Origin of the sequence: Paucisalibacillus globulus DSM 18846 (genome assembly GCF_000482485.1) — a bacterium.
Lineage (GTDB): Bacteria > Bacillota > Bacilli > Bacillales > Amphibacillaceae > Ornithinibacillus > Ornithinibacillus globulus.
Map to the genome: position 1 here is coordinate 86696 of NZ_AXVK01000029.1, position 18124 is coordinate 104819.

Below are 18124 nucleotides of genomic sequence, written 5' to 3' on the forward strand. Positions count from 1 at the left end.
TTTTTTCCTTTGAAAGTTGGATTTTTAGTTAAAAACGAATAAACTATAGTAATGGTAATGACTAGAATAAAATGAGTATCAAAGAATAACATATACTAAGCTCACAGTTAAAAGGAGGGGAAAAGATGCTTGGTTCTATTACTAATTTTTTTGATCGAATCGTTCGTAGATATCTTCCAGATGCATTTTTATTTGCTATTATTCTAACTTTTGTTGTTTTTATACTTGGTATTGTTTTTACAAGTAATACGCCTATTGAGATGGTTCAACATTGGGGTGGGGGCTTCTGGGGGCTATTAGAATTTGCGATGCAAATGTCTCTCATTGTTGTTACAGGTTATATTCTAGCAAATAGTCCAGTAGTAAAAAGGTTACTTGGAAAAATCAGTAATCTAGCAAATACACCTGGACAAGCTGTAGTACTTGTTACATTAGTTGCTACAATCGCATGTTTAATTAACTATGGATTTGGTCTTGTGGTAGGTGCTTTACTTGCTGTACACGTAGCAAAGCGTGTACCATCTGCGGATTACCGTTTACTGATGGCGAGTGCCTATAGTGGTTTCTTAGTTTGGCATGGTGGTCTTTCTGGATCAATTCCATTAACTATTGCAACAGAAGGACATTTTCTAGAAGACGTTATGGGGACAATCCCAGTTACGGAAACTTTATTTGGCGGACCCAATTTGTTTATCGTTGGTTCGCTACTGGTGACATTACCACTATTAAATCGTTTATTGATGAAATCACATCGAAGTGTTGGGCAAATTGACCCTGAACTATTAAATCTTCAGCAAAATGTAATAGAAGAAAAGGTTGAAGAAGTCACTCCAAAGGAAGAAATGACACCTGCAGACCGATTAGAGAACAGCAAAATAGTTTCCTATTTAATAGGTATATTTGGACTTGTTTTTGTACTTTATCATTTTATTACGAATGGTTTTGATTTAAATATTAATATCGTAAACTTTATCTTCTTATTTCTAGGAGTTATTTTTCATGGAACGCCAAGACGCTTCTTGAATAGTGTATCCGGAGGGGTAAAAAATGCAGGAGGAATAATTATTCAATTCCCTTTTTATGCTGGAATTATGGGAATGATGCTTGATTCGGGTCTTGGTGATCAATTATCATTGTGGTTTGTTAGCATCTCTAATGAATTCACATTCCCTTGGTTGACCTTCATTAGTGCTGGTATTCTAAACTTCTTCGTCCCTTCTGGTGGAGGACAATGGGCTATTCAGGGGCCAATCATGATGGAGACAGCGATGAGCATTGGTGCTGATACTGCTAAAACTGCCTTGGCGGTTGCATGGGGAGATGCCTGGACAAACATGATTCAACCATTCTGGGCATTGCCATTACTTGCAATTGCCGGATTGAAAGTTCGTGATATTATGGGATTCTGTGTAATGGTATTACTATGGAGCTTTATTCCAATCTCGATTGGATTATTGTTGTTTTAGATAGAAAGCAAAAAAACTAATTTAGGTAAATTAGTCAAATACCGATTAATAGGGAGGACCTGTGCGATTCGAGCACTGGTCTTTCTTTTTTTATCCTATTTCGAAATGTTTAGTAAAAATCTCACTAGGAAGATTAGAAATTTCCGCAATAAGATCCCCTATGTAGGTTTGAGTTTCATCCAATTTGGGTAATACAATTTTGAGGTTGTCTGAAATAATAAGTAGTTATTAAAAGAAACTGAAATTTGTTCTCTTAAATTATTGAATTATCTTAAGATTGGTGTAGAATAGGTATTAAGTAATAGTAACTAAATACTGGAAAATTTGAAAAAAGGCAAACTATTCGAAAGGGTAGGACGCAAAGCTTAGGGTCTAACGTACAAGTTGACTATGATCGCCTGGCTACCAAATTTTATTTTGGCTATTCATGTTTATGGATAGCCATTTTTGTAGTTAGGAATGGATAAACCTCTAGCCTGGACAAGTACGGCTTTTGACGCCTATATTCAATATTTTAATTTTATTTGTAAGAATATTCGAAAGTAATTATTTTTAAGTTGAATTTCTAGTGAAACCAGTGTTTTGCAAATTTTGATTATTAGAAACATCTGTCAGATGGGGCATGATTTTTCGCAGGAGTGAAGGAAATGGAGATCATCAATAACAGATATAGGCTAAAAGAACTATTTAGTCAAGAGAAGCATGTTACCGTTTATTTGGCATTTGATATGCGAAATGATAATAAAGTTGTTCTATTAAACTTGTTAAATTCCGAGTATTTACCGAAGACATTGATTGGTTTTTACGTTAATCGTTTTATTGAAATAAAAGGATTAACTAGTAATAACATCATTCAAAATTATAACTTTAATACGGTTTCATTTATTGATAATAAACTACAATCTGATCCGCAATACTTTTATACGTCAGAATATATAACGGGTCGGAAAAACCTTTTTAATATAATAGGGAATTTAACGTTTAAACAGATTATAGATTATTTTGTGGAGATTTGTACCGCCGTCCATTACCTACATTTGAAGGGGTTTGTTCATGGTTCCTTGAATCGTAATGCTGTATTTGTTAACACAGGGAATGAAGAATTCCCTATTCTACTAGATGATGTGGCAACAGTTCAAATCCAAAGAATGACCAATGCAGAACAAATTGGGGATTCAGCCTATAAATCTCCAAAAGTTTTAGCTGGAAGAATAGAGAATGTTGAGTCAGATCTTTATTCACTGGGTGTAATCTTATTAGCGATGTTAACAAATCGTCCCTCCCTTAATAACCCTAAGGAAGAATTAGCTTCCATCATGAAAAATTCGGTTGATTCGGATGTCAGAAAGATTGTTCCCATCCTTAGTAAGATACTAGACACAGAGAATGAACAAACGTATAGCAATTTATATGATCTGATTATGGATCTTAATGCTGCTTTAGAAGAAAATTACACGATCGTTAAAATGGAAGAATTTAAGGGACTTAATCTTCACACCAAGCTTGTTGGTCGTAATGAGCATATACAGAAAATAATAAAAGCCAATGACAAGATGATTTCCTATCAGAGAGGTAAACGAATCTTCTTTGTTCAAGGAGCGAATGGAATTGGGAAGACACGTTTACTTCAGGAGGTTAATTTTTTATTAGATTTAAGTAAAGCGAGTGTATATGCAAGTTATAGCTTAAATAGTATTTCAGATGATAGTAAGAAAATGTGGATAGACATTTTAAGGGAACTTATTATGGAAACGAGTCAACATACAGTAGAAAAATACAACATCGAACTAATGGAATATTTCCCTGAATTAGTAGATAAAAACTACGCCACATCACTGAATTATTCCAATGAGCATAATACAAAATATCGCCTCCTTAATCGAATTGCAGGGTTTATTAGTGAGAGTATCCAAAATCGTCCGACTGCATTCATTATTGATAATATTCATCTTGCAGATGACTTTACGATTGATACATTTAACTATTTATGTACGGAAGTATTAGAGAATACGAATTTAACGTTAATTTTCTCTTGTGAAGATAGTGATGTTTCCCATAATCCAGTTGCCTCAGATTTTATTAAGAATATGAAGAAAAGGATGGATTCTGAAACGATTCGTTTGGAACCACTGGATGAAAAGCAAACAGGCAAAATGATTCAAAGTATTTTGTCGATATCGTTTAAACCGAGAAATATTTCAAGGAGGATCTATTCCCAATCTTATGGTAATCCGTTATTCATCACCGAAATAATGAAGGACTTGTATAGTCGACAAATTATTTATGTTGGTGAGGATACTGGTAAATGGCAAATAGATTTACCAGATGACAACGACTATAACAAGCTGGATCTCCCAGATAGTGTGGAACATGCACTTGTTAATCAGTTGAAGGATTTATATCCATCTAGTATGGAAATTCTTATGACCATCTCACTTTTTCCAAAGCCTATTTCTATGAGAATGATGGAGAACTTTTTAACATTGGATAAATTGGAAAGTAGTTTGGAAGATTTGGTGAAAAAGGGAGTTTTACAGCGCCTAATCGGTGATAATTCGTACCTGTATGACTTCCGTAGTAAAGTACTGAAAAACATTGTGTATGATAAAATACAGCCGGATAAAAGACTGGAAAATCACAAGCTAGCTGCTTCTATTATAGAAGAACATATGGATGTTTCTTATGCGATGAATTTAGATGAATTAATTTTCCAATTTGTTCGGTCAAACAATCATGAAAAAGCTAAAACATATTACCTTGAAAATGCCAAGAAGTTGCAAGCAGCTCGAAATACAAAGGCTCAAATTGAAAATTTGAAGCATGCCCTTGAACATACTGAATTACTTACAGAAAGGACAGGATTGTATCTAGAAATTGGCGCATTATTATCGGATGCAGGTGATTTTACATTAGCACTTGAGTACTTAGAAAATGCTGAGAGTCTCGCAATTGAAGACAATCATACTCAGCATAAAATAAGAACTTATGTGAATTTAGCAAATGCGTTTTTACTTCTACGTTTTAATGGAAGCGTACTAGATTATATTGCTAAAGCAGAGAAGGAAATGGAACTTAGACCAGATGAAGAGGCACGACTTGAAATTAAGAGAATCAGGGCCTCATTAATTTTGGAGGAGAACCAGTTAACAGAAGCTGCTGATCTATTTATAGAGGTAATTGAGGAATGTGGTGAACACTTTAAAAAAATTAAAGGGAACGCTTATCGTACCTTAGGATTTATTTACCTCCATATTGGTAAAATTGAGATGGCTTTAGAGTCCTATCATAAATCGGTAAATCTTCTAGAAGAAATTGATTACGCGAGAGGTGCATTATTATCATTAAATAATATTGGCCACGTATATGCGGAGATTTATGAAGATCAAGATAAGGCAATGGAGTACCACCTAAAGGTTAAAAATCTAAGTGAAGAATATGGTATATTCACAAGTGAAGTATATTCGCTTATTAATATTGCTGAATCACATCTGAAAAAATATGATTTTGATACAGCATATGACCATTTTAGCCATGCTTTGACCAAAGCTGAACGATATAATATGTCAATGGAAAAATACATGATTCTAAACTTTTTAACAAGAGTAACTCTTGAAATGAATAATTATCCAGAGGCCCTAGAATTATATCGACAGTTGAAAAAAGATATTAAGGATAATCCTAATAAGGGGTTTGATATTGGTGATTATTATCAAACCAGTGCAATGTTGCATCAATTGCTAGGTAACTATGACCAAGCTGACAATTATAATCAAAAAACGATTCAGTTCCATAGTGAACATGAGAATATACTCAAATATACAGCTACTGTAAATGTATTGATTAATCAAATACAACATATTCATTCTGAAGAGGAGTTTTTGACGAATCAGATTATAAAGATTTCGGAAAAGATAACCAATAAAAATACTAATATTGATAGCTTGTGTCAGGCTATACATCATCTCTGTGCAAAAAATGAATACAAGCTTGCATATCAAATATTTAGTAGGGTTGAGCAATATATTCAAGAAGATACTCCAGAAAGACTTAAGTCTATTTATTTACATGCAAAGGGTGCTATAGAATTTCATGTGAATCCGAATCAATCAATTGGTTATTTGGAAGAAAGCTTAGAATTAGCTAAAAATACGAGAAGTAAGGAACTTATTTCTCGGATTCAAGCAGATTTAGGGAATGCTTATTATGCAATGGGTAAGTATTATGAAGCTGCTAATTATTATCTAGAAAGCAGTGAAGGCATTAAAGGCTTAATTAGACAAATCCCTGATGCGTATAAACTGAATTATATCAATGGAAGAAAATTCTCTAAGGAATTTTATCGATTAACAGAAATAAGAGGTTGGATGACCTCACATGAATGGAACCAGGATCGTTTACCACAACGAGTTTCTTCCAATGACGATTTACAAGCGCTGTTACAAGCTAATGATGTGGATAGTTTTATTAACAATCAAAAGTTTATGCAATATGTGAGCAATCAATATATGGAGAAACTATCAGGAGGAATTTTTCACAAGGGAGAAATCCTCTTACAGCATCTGGATAGCGATGTAACGAAGAACTTAGATTATATTGGTAAATTCCTATCAGGTAAATTGCTTGCAACAAAGGGATATATTCTAGCAGAAGAAAAAGGACAAGAATTAACCGTTCTTTCTTCCATTAATGGAAATCTCAATGTACCCGGAAATGCATCGTTATATAATCGAGTTAGATCAACGATGAAACCTGTTCTTCTATCCGAGTGGACTAATGAAGAAATGGGAAATTACTCTCTCTTATTGGATGATTTAAAGGGTGTTATGTGTATTCCAATAATTAAAAGGCTAGAATCAAAGGTGTCTTTTGGTGAAAATAACCAAGTTCTTGGATATATCTATTTAGAAACAGACAAGATTGTGAATAATTTTAATCAACGTGGTTTAGAAAAATGTATGGAAATGGTGAACTTTCTTGTATTACTACTAGAAAAACGTCAATTAATGATCACCGCGTCAATTGATAAATTGACAGGTACGTTAACTAGAAAGTATTTAGAGGATGCTTTACAAAACACACTCGATTTTTCCAGAAAGAGTGGTAAAGAATTTAGTATTATCATGTTTGATTTAGATAAATTTAAAGGTGTTAATGATCGTTATGGACATCAAATTGGTGATCGAGTCCTAAGGGAAGTTTCACAGGTTATTATTAATAACCTAGATCAAACAAGTATGGTTGGTCGATATGGTGGCGAAGAATTTGTCATCATTCTACCTTCTGTAAAACTAGACGATGCGAAGCGTATTGCTGAAACACTTCGTAAAAAAGTACAAGATCAAAGGCTTCTTGGTGAGAAACATGAGGTTACAATAAGTATGGGTCTTGCATCATACCCTGTACAGGGACAAACGGTTAGAGAACTTATTTTGAAGGCAGACCAGGCATTATATATCGCCAAGGAAAATGGTAGAAATAATTCACAAGTATGGCATAAGGATTTTGAGAATAAAGTAAAGCCAGCTAATAAATTAATTGGTATTATTTCTGGCGATGAGATTAGGGATGCGAGAAACGTATTAGCACTTGTAGAGCTAGTAAAACTAACGAATTTAGATATATCACTAGAAGATAAACTTTATCAATTCCTTGGAAGAATGATTGAAATTGTTGAGGCCCAATATGGATATATACTTATTTCAGATGGCAATTCCGTTATCGATTTCTTTGGTAGGAAATCTCAAGAGGAAGAATGGCTAGAACAGAATACTTATAATGAAGAAATAGTTTCTACTGTCATTACCGATCGACTTGGTCTATACACCATTGACTGGGAAGAGACAGAAAAAATCAATAACGTGAATGGGTTACCTGACTGGGATTCTATCATTTCTGTACCAATCATTTCAAATGGTTGGGTAAAAGGAGTAATCTACCTATCAGTACCAGCTAGATTAAAGGAATTTGGTGCTGATGAGCTAAATGTACTAAATGTATATAGTGAATTAATGGCAAATATTATATAATGGAGTTATCAACTATTAGAATAATAAAAATATTATTCGTGAACTAGTAAAGGTGTTTAGATAGTATTACCGGGGAAAAGTAGAAAAGGCAAACTGTTTTAAGTAAAGGACTTTGACAAACAAGGTATAAAAGTATTCGATTGTCCATGATAGTCTGACTGCCAATAAAAACCGATAAATTTTAACCAACAAGAAAATTTGGCTATTCGTTCTAACGAATAGCCTGTTTTCGTAATGTTAGTTACTTTTTATGGCATGATTGATGGAAACTGTGCGGTAACTAATTATTTTTGGTAGTGCATCAAACCCGCTCCGGAAATACACTGCGCTTTCCATGGGCGGCTGTTGAGCCTCCTCGCGCTTCGCACTGCGGGGTCTCACCTATGCCTGTCCTCCCATAGGAGTCTCCGTGTATTTCCGGAGCTAGTTTAGATTGAATTCATTAACTTCACTTATCACGTCATTAAACTAACTTTAATTAGAGAACCAATACTAGCGCAGGCAGAATACGGAGACTCCTGCGGGAACAGCACGTGTCCGAAGACCCCGCAGCGGTGACTTTTGCGCGAGGAGGCTGAGGCCGTGCCCGTGGAAAGCGGAGTATTCTGCCGGAGCGGTATGATAGCACTATCCTAAAAAAGTTACCGCACAGTCTATAGATTCTGTGTAATTAACAATCTTTTAATATAAGCCAATAAACTACAACTAACCGAAAATGAGGTGAGGTCCGTGGAAATGATAAACAATCGTTATAGACTTATTGAACTCCTAGACCAAGGCAAGTTCGTATCAACGTACTCTGCAATTGATATACTAAAAGAGAATCGTTACATCAAAGTAAACCTATTAAACTCGGAATACACACCAAAATCGTTAGTTGATATTTTTGTTAAGAAATTTATTTCGATGAAGAACGTAAGCCATAAGAAGATAGTAAGAAACTATGAATTTGGTGTGGTCTCTTTCATTGACAACAGAGCACAAACGGATAAAATATATTATTTTACATCTGATTATGACAGAAAAACAGAGGCTTTTGTAGAGTATTTACCGAAGCTAACAATAGATGAAACGATTGATTGTTTTGTAGAGATTTGCTCCATACTTCATTACATCCATATAAATGGATTTGTTTATGGTTCTTTAAATCCACATGCAATTCAAGTAGTAAAATCAGGTGATGGAGTTTCCATAAAGCTTAAGGATCTTGCAACAATTACAATAGAAAGATATAGCCGTCATGAATTAGAAGACACATATTTTCAATCACCAAGTGTATTAGCTGGAAAAGATGCCAGCATGGAATCAGATATGTACTCCCTTGGTGTTATTTGGTTAGCAATGATTCTGCAAAAAAGCTATATAGCAAATCCAAAAATAGAGTTGAAAAAGCTGAAGGAAAATCTGAATAACTACAGTATTACTGAGCAGCTAGTATTAAAAAAGATACTACCAATTGTAGGGAATTTATTAATGTTTGAAGAGGGTTACCCATATGAAAATGTACAAGCAATCGTTAATGAACTTGGTAGAGAGCTTGACAGAGAATTTCCTATCATTCATAAAGAAGAAATTGAAAAGCTTCATTTCGATACCGAAATTGTAGGAAGAGATTTGGAGATGGAGCTAATCTTAAAAAACGTTGAACGGATGAAGGGGTATAAGCGAAGTAAGCGAATCTTTTTTATACAAGGTGATAATGGAATTGGAAAGACACGCCTTCTGCAAGAGCTTAACTTTTTATTAGCTTTACAAAAGTTAAATGTCTACGCAAGCTTTCAGTTAGAATGCAAAAGTAGTAAGAATCTATGGATTGAAATTTTACAAAAGCTTATTAGTCAAACAGATAAAAATGTATTACGAAAATATCGTGCTGAATTGGTAAAATATTTACCAGAATTAGAAAGACGAGTAGCTTCAACTTCCATAGAAATGTTACTGGATGGAAACAGTAAATATCGATTATTAAATAGAATGGGTTCTTTTATAAATGAAAGCCTTCAGGGGAAAACTGCAATTTTTATCATTGATGACCTTCATTTTGCTGATAAGTTTACATTGGATTTACTTAACTATTTAAGTTCTAATGTGATAAATCAAAATAATCTCATGTTTATCTTGTCTGGCGAGGTTAGGGAAGATAGTGAGAATCATATATTTTTGGAAAGCCTAGAAACACTTAAAAAGCGAACCGACTCAAGTTTTATTCGATTAGATCCATTATCGAAAGAACAATCAGCACAATTGATTAAGCAAATTCTATCTATCCCTTATCAACCGGTTAAATTAACGGAAAGGATTTTTTCACGTTCGTATGGAAATCCGTTGTTTATCCATGAAGTATTGAAGGATTTGTATAGTCGTAAGCAAATTCAGGTTTCTCGTGAAAATGGAGTGTGGAGTATTCATTTACCTACAAATGATTATAATTCCTTACAAATTCCTGAGAGCATTGAACAAGTATTGTCAAATCAGCTACAGGACCTTACCAATGAAAAGTTAGCTATTTTAAATACAGTAGCCGTTTATAATAAGCCTATATCTGTACGAGCTATTAATGCTGTTCTTCAAGAAAAAGAAACCACAGTTACTAAAAATCTCCAAGAATTGTTATGGAGAGGTATTCTTCAGGAACTAGTTTCCGATGAAGGGTATTTATTTGAATTTGATAATAAAGTACTGAAGCGGATTGTGTATAATGCTATCGACCTAGAAGTGAAAAAAGAGATGCATGTCCAAGTTGTATCTTTTCTAGAGAAAAATCAGGAACCCCAAATGGAAGAGCTAATATTTCATTATGAAGGTGCACAGAACCTAGAAAAAAGTATTAAATCTTATTTAGAAATTGCCAATCAATTACATGAACAACATGAGATAAAAGCTGAAATTCAGTATCTTGAAAAGGCTGTTACCATGATTGATGATGCATTTGTAAAAACAAAATTATATATGGAAATTGGTGATTTAAGTCTTCAAGTAAATTTAACTGAAATGGCATTGGAATACTTAAATAGAGCATTAGACCTTGCAAAGGAAACCAATCATCAGGAAGATAGATTAGCAATCTATCTTGCACTAGCAAATCTATATGCAACGTTATACCAGGCTGAAAAGGTAAAGAAATATTTGCAAAAGGTAGAAGAGCATTTTCCTGTGATTGAAGATATGGAACCCAGATTAGAGTTTAAACGACTTCAAGCCTTTTTGTTAGAGTTGGAAAATCAGATTGATGAAGCAGCAGAAATCTTACACAGTATTATTGAGGAAAGTGGAGATGAATTTCCGCGAATTACTGGTAATGCGTATTTATTACTTGGATTTACAAGTGTGCAGCATAATCGTGTTAAGGAAGCTATTGATTATTATCTTGTGGCAATGAATTTGCTAAATGAAGCAGGGTATACAAAAGGGTACTTAGGTGCAGTTAATAATATTGGTGTTATTCATCAAGCCTTTATGGATGAACTAGATACAGCAATGAAGTATTTTATTAAGGTTCGTGATTTAAGTGAGGAATACGGTATTTTTGAAACTGAAATCCGTGCATTAGCAAGTATCGGTAATATATACGCCAATGGACACAATTTCGAAGAGGCATATAAACATTTTCAACATGCATTACAAAAGGCCGAAATAGGTGGTTCTAAATGGGTCATGTATCATTTGTACAATTTGATGTGTCTAACCTGTGCAGAACTGGGTGATTACCAGCATGCGATTTGGTATTATGATCTTGTTGTTGACCTTTATGAAAAGGGTAATCTTAGTGATTTACAGACCTTTGATTTTCACAATACAAGCATGAATTTTTACCAGCAAATTGGTGACTTTAAGCTGGCAAATAAATATAGTGATTACGTTGTAGCATATAATAAAGGTAGGGAAAATATTTATTCCTATTCCGCGATAATCTATAAAAATATGAATATGCTAAGAACGACACAGGATATTCATTTAATAGATTTAATTACAGAAATTCTTTCTTCAGTGGAAAAAATACCGAGAGAACAATTTAATGTTAAGGTATTGACCCATGCCGCAATTATATTATACAAACGAGGCAAACATGTTTTAGCAAAGCCCTTAGTACAAGTACTAGAAGGATATCTTTCTGACCAAACTCCTGATACACTATGGGCGAGTTACTATTATCTACTTGGATTGAAAGATGACTCAGCTAAGTCGATTGGTTACTTAATCCGTGGATTAGAGTATGCAAAAAAAGCAAAGCATAGTGAGACAGTTGGTAAAATTTTGCTGTTACTAGGAGACTATGCATTGCAAAATAACAAATGGTATCGCGCTGCACATTATTATTTAGAAGGTACTGAAATCATAAAAAGCATTACGAAGGATCTTCCTGAAAAATATCAGCTACTATATGTTAATAGTCATAACTTTGCGAGAGGATTTATTAGAATTGAACATATTTATGAATGGTTAACAGGGGAACAAGTTACTTTTGTGAATAAAGAGGTTTCAGGTACTACGGAGTTAACACTGGGAAAATTAAAACAAATTTTAGAAGAGGATTATGTGAGTTCGTTTATTGAGCACCAAGACTTTATAACAGAGATTAGTGAAGAACATATGACTAGAGTTTCTAAAGATATTCAAAGTCCATTCGATATACTCCGAAATGTGAGTGCCAATACGATAAATAATATGACTATGGTTCTGAAGTTTTTTGCTGGGGTGACATTGGCAACAAGGGGTCTTATCATAACGGAAAATCAGCATGAGGAATTAACCGTTCTGTGTTCCATAAATGACAGCTATGAAGTACCTATCAATCAATATATGATTAGTAAGGCTCGTGTTACAAAGGAAGCATTCTTGGTGGATGATAAAGAGCACACTGTTGATGGAACGCTTTTACCTAAGGGTATACATGGTGCATTATATATTCCCATTATTCAGAAGCAAGGAACGGCTAATAAGCAGGGTCTGATTCTTGGATATGTTTACTTAGAAACGGACATGTTCGTGAATAATTTTAATGAAGCGGGTCTAGAAAAGTGTAACGAGTTGATGGGCTTTTTAGCTGCAATGGTAGAAAAGCATCAGTTGAAGCTGTCCGCGACAATCGATAGATTAACTGGTGCACTAACACGAAAGTATTTGGATGATGCGTTACAATATCATGCTGAATTTTCTAGGAACTCTGGGGAAACTTTCAGTATCATTATGCTTGACTTGGATCGATTTAAACAAGTTAATGACCGATATGGACACCAAGTTGGGGACAATGTGTTACAGAAGGTTTCCCATACAGTCATGGAATCTTTAGAGGAAAACTATATTCTAGGGCGTTATGGAGGGGAAGAATTTATTATAATCTTACCTTCTGTTGGACAGGATGAAGCTTTAGAAATTGGTGATGTCATTCGGAAAACGGTTACGTCTAAAAGATTGTTAGGTGATAAGTTTGAAGTAACGTTAAGTATGGGAATTGCTACTTATCCAAACCATGGACAACATGTTAAAGAATTAATAGAAAAGGCTGACCAAGCATTATACATGGCAAAAGAAACTGGTAGAAATAAAGTCAAACTTTGGCAGAGGGAATTTATCGCCAAATTTAAGCCACAAAATAAGCTTTCAGGTATCTTAAGTGGTGATGATATAAAAGATTCTCGAAATGTGCTGGCAATGGTTGAACTTATCCAGTTAAACAATTCCCTATTAACTCTAGAGGAGAAACTGTATCAATTTTTAGGTAGGGTTATCGAAATTAGTCAAGCAGAGTATGGCTATATTTTACTTTATCATGCAAATGGACAAAAGTACTATGGTAGAAAAGCGTATGTTAATGAGTGGTGCCAGGATATTTTGGTTGATAAAGAGATTTTGAATTCCGTACTACTAGAGGAACGTGGTATATATACCATTAATTGGGATGTAGCAGATAAGAAAAATAAAATGAATGGTTTACCAGATTGGGATTCAATTTTAGCTGTTCCTATTACGATAGAAGGAATAGTCCGAGGGGCGATTTATCTATCAGCTCCAACAAGAGTTAAGGAGTTTGGGGCAGACGATCTTAATATGCTAAATGTGTATGGTAATTTATTATCTGGGATGGTTTAAAAAAAACTGTACGGGATTATGGTTATCCCGTACAGTTTTTTTTCATAATACTTGTTCGATTGTATATCCCTTTTCCTCTAGGATAGAGCGGATATGTGGCTCTAACAGTAAATGTAGACTTCCTACGATAACGAAATAGGTATCCCCACTGTCTTCTTCAAGGAATTTTGCGATTTGTTCGGCCATGTTGTAATTTCTGTCATCGTTGAGTGCTTGCATATATGCTTCTTCTTCAGCTGTTGTTTCCGCATCTTCAACGATTAAGTATTCGATAAGCTTGTCTGGATTTCCTTCTAAATATAAGTTAAACATATCGTGCATTTGACTTTCGAATTCATCTAGTTCAATTAATGATTCTTCCAGCATTTCGGATTGGTATTCTGGTGTTGTATCAGCGAAAATAGATAGTTGTTCTTCGACAGTTTCTAACCCAATGACTTGTTTTTGATCTTCTTCCGCGCGGTCTAAAAAGTAAAAGTCTACCCCTTCAATGAACCCGAGCTCTTCCGTCATTAAATTTTGAATTAATGTAGAGTGGAACCAAGGTTTATAGTTTGCAAACATGGTAATAGAATAGCCTAGGTCTGTGTAGCTACTTGTCAACTTTTCATAGAGTTCTGGTGCAAGATGGTCTTCGATAGAACTTCCATCTGTGTAGGTTGCTAATTCCATAGTCATTGCCTGCATGTCTAGCATATTGATATTGTTCATATCAATTTCTGGAACAATAATATCTGACTTGGCATATGCCTCTTCAATTTTTCGATTTAAGGGATAGAATTCTTCTGTAGCGAGATGAATCGTTCCTTGTAAATAGACAGTAGTATCCCCGTTCTCTACCTTCCAAAGGAACCCTCCTGGACCATCTTCATTTCCTCTTACTTCAACTTCTACCTTTGTTAGTACCACGATATTTTTATTCTCTAGTTTTTCAATGATTTCAGTTTCGTATGGATTTCCACCAATATTAACTTCTTCTAGACTATCCATTCCCTCCAATGGGGAAAAGTCTGCGATTTTATTGTTTTGTAGATTAAGAGTCTTTACATGATCAAGATACTCGATGCCATCGATTGATTTAATTCGTTGACTAGATAAATCCAATTCTGTAATGGTCTTTAAATCTTCTGGCAAAATATCTCCCTCTGGTAGTCTAAGTTCTTCGCGAATGATTTGCTCTAGTTGATAATCAGTGAAATAAACAACTTCTGCTTCTTTATTCAACTGACAAGAAGCCAGCAATAAAAGAAACGTTAGTAGTAAACCAAAACGTAAGATCCGTTTCAAAGAAATCTCCCCCAATGCTGCATTGATTAACAGTATTTTCCACCACTATAGCAACTCCGTTAAAAATGAGCAACTCTAATCTTACGCGGGACTGCCACACGACCTGATATGGTGGAACCTAAGTAATACTGGTCTTTGGAATTCACTAGGAGAAATAGGGTGAACAGATAACATTCCATTCTTGCTAGGTTAGTATTTTTGGCGTATGATATTCATTTGGACATTATAATGATACAAACTAGGAGATGAATATTTTGAAAGGACTTTTTCAACATAAATGGTCCGTTGTTTTAATTGCGGTTTTTTGTTCGTTGTTATGGGGTAGCGCTTTTCCAGTATTAAAGGTAAGTTATGAGGAGCTGCAAATGGCATCGGATGATGTGATTGCTAAGATTGTTTTTGCAGGTGCTCGCTTTTTTCTAGCTGGTTTGATTGTACTTCTCTTTATTGTGGCGAAAAACTGGAAGCGGATTTTAGTTACAAAAAGGCAGTTATTTACGCTTATTATATTAGGTGTTGTTCAAACATCATTACAATACTTTTTCTTTTATAATGGACTTGCAAATGTTTCTGGAATGCAAGGTGCCATTCTGAGTTCAGCAGGCACATTTTTCACAGTCATACTTGCTCACTTTTACTATAAGAGTGATCGGATGAACTGGAAAAAAACACTAGGGCTAATTGCAGGGTTTACAGGAATTGTTGTAGCCAATTGGGGGCAAGAATTTAAAATTTCTTTCCAATGGGACGGGGAAGGATACATGATTCTTTCCGGTTTAACTGCTGCAGTTGCAACCATCCTTGCCAAGGAACTTGCAGCTGGGATTCATCCTTTTGCAATAACTGGTTGGCAACTATCATTAGGTGGCGTCATTTTGCTGATTATTGGGTTACCATTTTTAGAAGAAGGAGCCATTACCTTCACACCGTTAGGGTGGGGATTGTTTATTTACTCTGCTTTACTATCATCGATTGCTTTTACTCTATGGTATTCGTTATTAAAATTCAATAATGCGGGTGAACTCAGTATGTATAAGTTCATTGTACCTGTTTCAGGAGTGGTAATGTCAGCAATATTTATACCAGGAGAGAAATTGAATATATTTATTTACGTAGCTATTGCATTAGTTGCAATTGGTATAATCATCGTTAATTATCATGGGAAAAGACAGCGTGACGTCGCATAAAAGCTTAGTTAGTCCTTTACTCGTTTTGAGTGAAGGACTTATTTATTTTAAAAAAATACAAAAACGAATATTTGGAACTACTTAATTTACATAAAATGGAAATGGTATGGACTTTATAACCTCTTATAGGCAGAAAGTTAGGTGGCGAATAGTGACTACAGTATGCCTGCTATAAGACTAAACGACTATTAAAATAGTTTTAGCAATTTCCACCTAATTGACAGTTTATAGATTTGATTTAAAATTGCTAAGAGTACATAAAAAACTCACATTCGCTCGTTTTTTATCGAATGTGTTTGTTTTTGTATGTAGTGGAAGGTTTTTATACTTTCTTAGATTACAAAAAAGGGGAAAAGTTTGATGAAAAAAGTTTTATTATTATTAACTGGTTTTGCTTTAATGATGTTAGTAGCTTGTAGTTCACCTGAGGCAGATGAAGTATTAGACTATCATAATGAGATGGTGGATGAAATTAATCCTAAATTAGAACAAATTGACGGTCTTTATTCAAAAATTGATTCTTTAGCAACAGATCAAGAAGCAATAGAAGTATATGATAACGAACTACTTCCATTACTTACAGAAATAAAAGAATACTATGATACCCAATCATTAGAATATGATGTAGCAAAAGAATATCATAATCTTCATGTAGAATTGGCTAATGCGATGTATGATGCTGTGGCAAAAGAGAAAGAATTCGTTGAAGCATTTATTAGTGAAAGTGTAACTGAAGAAGAGCTTTTAGCGCTTGAGGCAGAGTTAGTAGAATTGAATACGATTGCAACTGATGCGGATGAAGCTGTTACGGATAGTTGGGAATCATTAAAAGAAGAATATGATTTTATTGAGGAAGAAGAATAGAATAGTACTTGAAAATGAGACTGTTAGAATTTAGCTAAATAGCTGACCTAGCAGTCTTGTTTTTTAGTTAGGATAGTTTATTAATCTTCCACTGACATAGGAAAATAAAGATATTTGTCGACGTGTCAATGTTGCTATTTGACTGGTAATGTAGGAAAATAGAGGTAAGGGATAGGGATTAGTCATCCCAAAAACATTGTCATGGAGGAGATAAATATGCTAGTTAAAAATGATTATGTGAACAAAAAAGAAGTTGTCCATGTAAGGGAAAATGATAGCTTAGAATCCGTGATGAATACGATTGAAGAATCAGGTTATCGCTGTATTCCAGTTCTTGATGAGACTGGTGAGAAGTATGTAGGCAACATTTACAAAGTTGATATACTTGAGTACGAGATTGATCATTCATTGGTCGGTACATTATCGGAGTTGATTTCTGACCGCGAAGGTTACATAAAGGAAGATGCTCCATTCTTTAAAGTATTCTCATCGATAAAGCAGCTACCTTATCTAGCCGTTGTAAATGACTCCATGGAATTTTTAGGGATACTAACAAATGGAAATGTTATTCAAGTTTTAGAAAATGCATGGGGAGTCCATAATGGAAGTTATTCGTTTACCATTGGAACGATTGAATATGCTGGTGCATTACAGAAAATGTTGAAGGTTGTTAACAAGCATTGTAATGTGCAAAGTGTTATTTCGTTGAATAATAATTCTAATTATGTTAGAAGAGTTGTTATCGTACTTCCGGAAGATGTAGATGAAGCACTAGCAGAGAAAATTCAAATTGATCTAGATAAGAATAATTTTACAGTGACAGATGTGGAGAAATTGAATTAGTTTAGAATGGAAAAGCTACTGAATCAAAAGGTTCAGTAGCTTTTTGTGCGTGTGGCAGCACGCTTCACTATAGGGTGAAAGTCCCGAATACGACCGCCGTTCAGTCGGTAAGTATTAGCTAACAGACAGTGCGGAGACCGTGAGGAGCCGTGCGGAGGGTCTGAAGGCAAACCCCTGACCAGAGCCAGTATCCCATGTTGGCATGAGAGTAGGGTGACTGTGCAAGAAAACAGGAAGTCCCAATAACTGACGTAGCTCGAAATGTTAAGAGGGCTGGGCTAGGGGGAAAGGAAGCGATGTGACCCACAGAGGTCTCCCTTTGTCCGACCAGATAGGTATTGTGTTTCAAGGAGGTAATCTG

The 18124-nt window shown here is 34.8% G+C and carries 7 protein-coding genes and 1 riboswitch; of the genes, 6 read left to right on the forward strand and 1 reads right to left on the reverse strand.

Translation table 11 applies throughout. The annotated features are described in order from the left end of the window. The first annotated feature begins 125 nt into the window (after positions 1–125). The 3 genes from K332_RS0109470 (at position 126) to K332_RS0109480 (ending at position 13582) form a co-directional block, all read left to right on the forward strand. Positions 126–1466 carry a short-chain fatty acid transporter gene (locus tag K332_RS0109470; RefSeq protein ID WP_026907240.1) on the forward strand — a complete coding sequence of 447 codons (1341 nt, stop codon included), beginning with the start codon at positions 126–128 and terminating at the stop codon, positions 1464–1466. 323 nt (positions 1467–1789) lie between these two features. Then, a riboswitch (cyclic di-GMP riboswitch) is annotated at positions 1790–1876 on the forward strand. 237 nt (positions 1877–2113) lie between these two features. Continuing rightward, positions 2114–7492 carry a diguanylate cyclase gene (locus tag K332_RS0109475; protein ID WP_026907241.1) on the forward strand — a complete coding sequence of 1793 codons (5379 nt, stop codon included), beginning with the start codon at positions 2114–2116 and terminating at the stop codon, positions 7490–7492. A 735-nt stretch (positions 7493–8227) separates the two neighbouring features. Beyond that, positions 8228–13582: a diguanylate cyclase gene (locus K332_RS0109480; protein WP_156914176.1), complete on the forward strand. Its 5355-nt coding sequence runs from the start codon at positions 8228–8230 to the stop codon at positions 13580–13582. A 42-nt stretch (positions 13583–13624) separates the two neighbouring features. Here K332_RS0109480 and K332_RS0109485 read toward each other — a convergent pair whose 3' ends face one another. Continuing rightward, positions 13625–14869 (reverse strand): TraB/GumN family protein, encoded by a 1245-nt coding sequence (locus K332_RS0109485; protein WP_026907243.1) that lies wholly within the window; start codon positions 14867–14869, stop codon positions 13625–13627. Positions 14870–15123: 254 nt separating this feature from the next. Here K332_RS0109485 and K332_RS0109490 point away from each other — a divergent pair, with 254 nt between their 5' ends. The 3 genes from K332_RS0109490 to cbpA all read left to right on the forward strand — a co-directional run bounded on the left by K332_RS0109490 (position 15124) and on the right by cbpA (position 17763). Then, on the forward strand, positions 15124–16056 hold the full coding sequence (locus tag K332_RS0109490) for a DMT family transporter (protein ID WP_084287884.1): 933 nt from the start codon (positions 15124–15126) through the stop codon (positions 16054–16056). A 360-nt stretch (positions 16057–16416) separates the two neighbouring features. Continuing rightward, the gene (locus K332_RS0109495; RefSeq protein ID WP_026907245.1) at positions 16417–16920 is read left to right on the forward strand and encodes a hypothetical protein; all 504 of its coding nucleotides are present in this window, start codon (positions 16417–16419) and stop codon (positions 16918–16920) included. Between the two features lie 216 nt (positions 16921–17136). Continuing rightward, positions 17137–17763, forward strand: coding sequence for a cyclic di-AMP binding protein CbpA (cbpA, locus tag K332_RS0109500; RefSeq protein ID WP_026907246.1), 627 nt, complete (start codon positions 17137–17139; stop codon positions 17761–17763). Positions 17764–18124: the final 361 nt, after the last annotated feature.

What these genes read in the sequence shown, in the direction of transcription:
- K332_RS0109475 (WP_026907241.1), top strand. Translation starts at nt 2,114, where the DNA reads ATGGAGATCATCAATAACAGATATAGGCTAAAAGAACTATTTAGTCAA.
- cbpA (WP_026907246.1), top strand. Translation starts at nt 17,137, where the DNA reads ATGCTAGTTAAAAATGATTATGTGAACAAAAAAGAAGTTGTCCATGTA.
- K332_RS0109495 (WP_026907245.1), top strand. Translation starts at nt 16,417, where the DNA reads ATGAAAAAAGTTTTATTATTATTAACTGGTTTTGCTTTAATGATGTTA.
- K332_RS0109470 (WP_026907240.1), top strand. Translation starts at nt 126, where the DNA reads ATGCTTGGTTCTATTACTAATTTTTTTGATCGAATCGTTCGTAGATAT.
- K332_RS0109480 (WP_156914176.1), top strand. Translation starts at nt 8,228, where the DNA reads ATGATAAACAATCGTTATAGACTTATTGAACTCCTAGACCAAGGCAAG.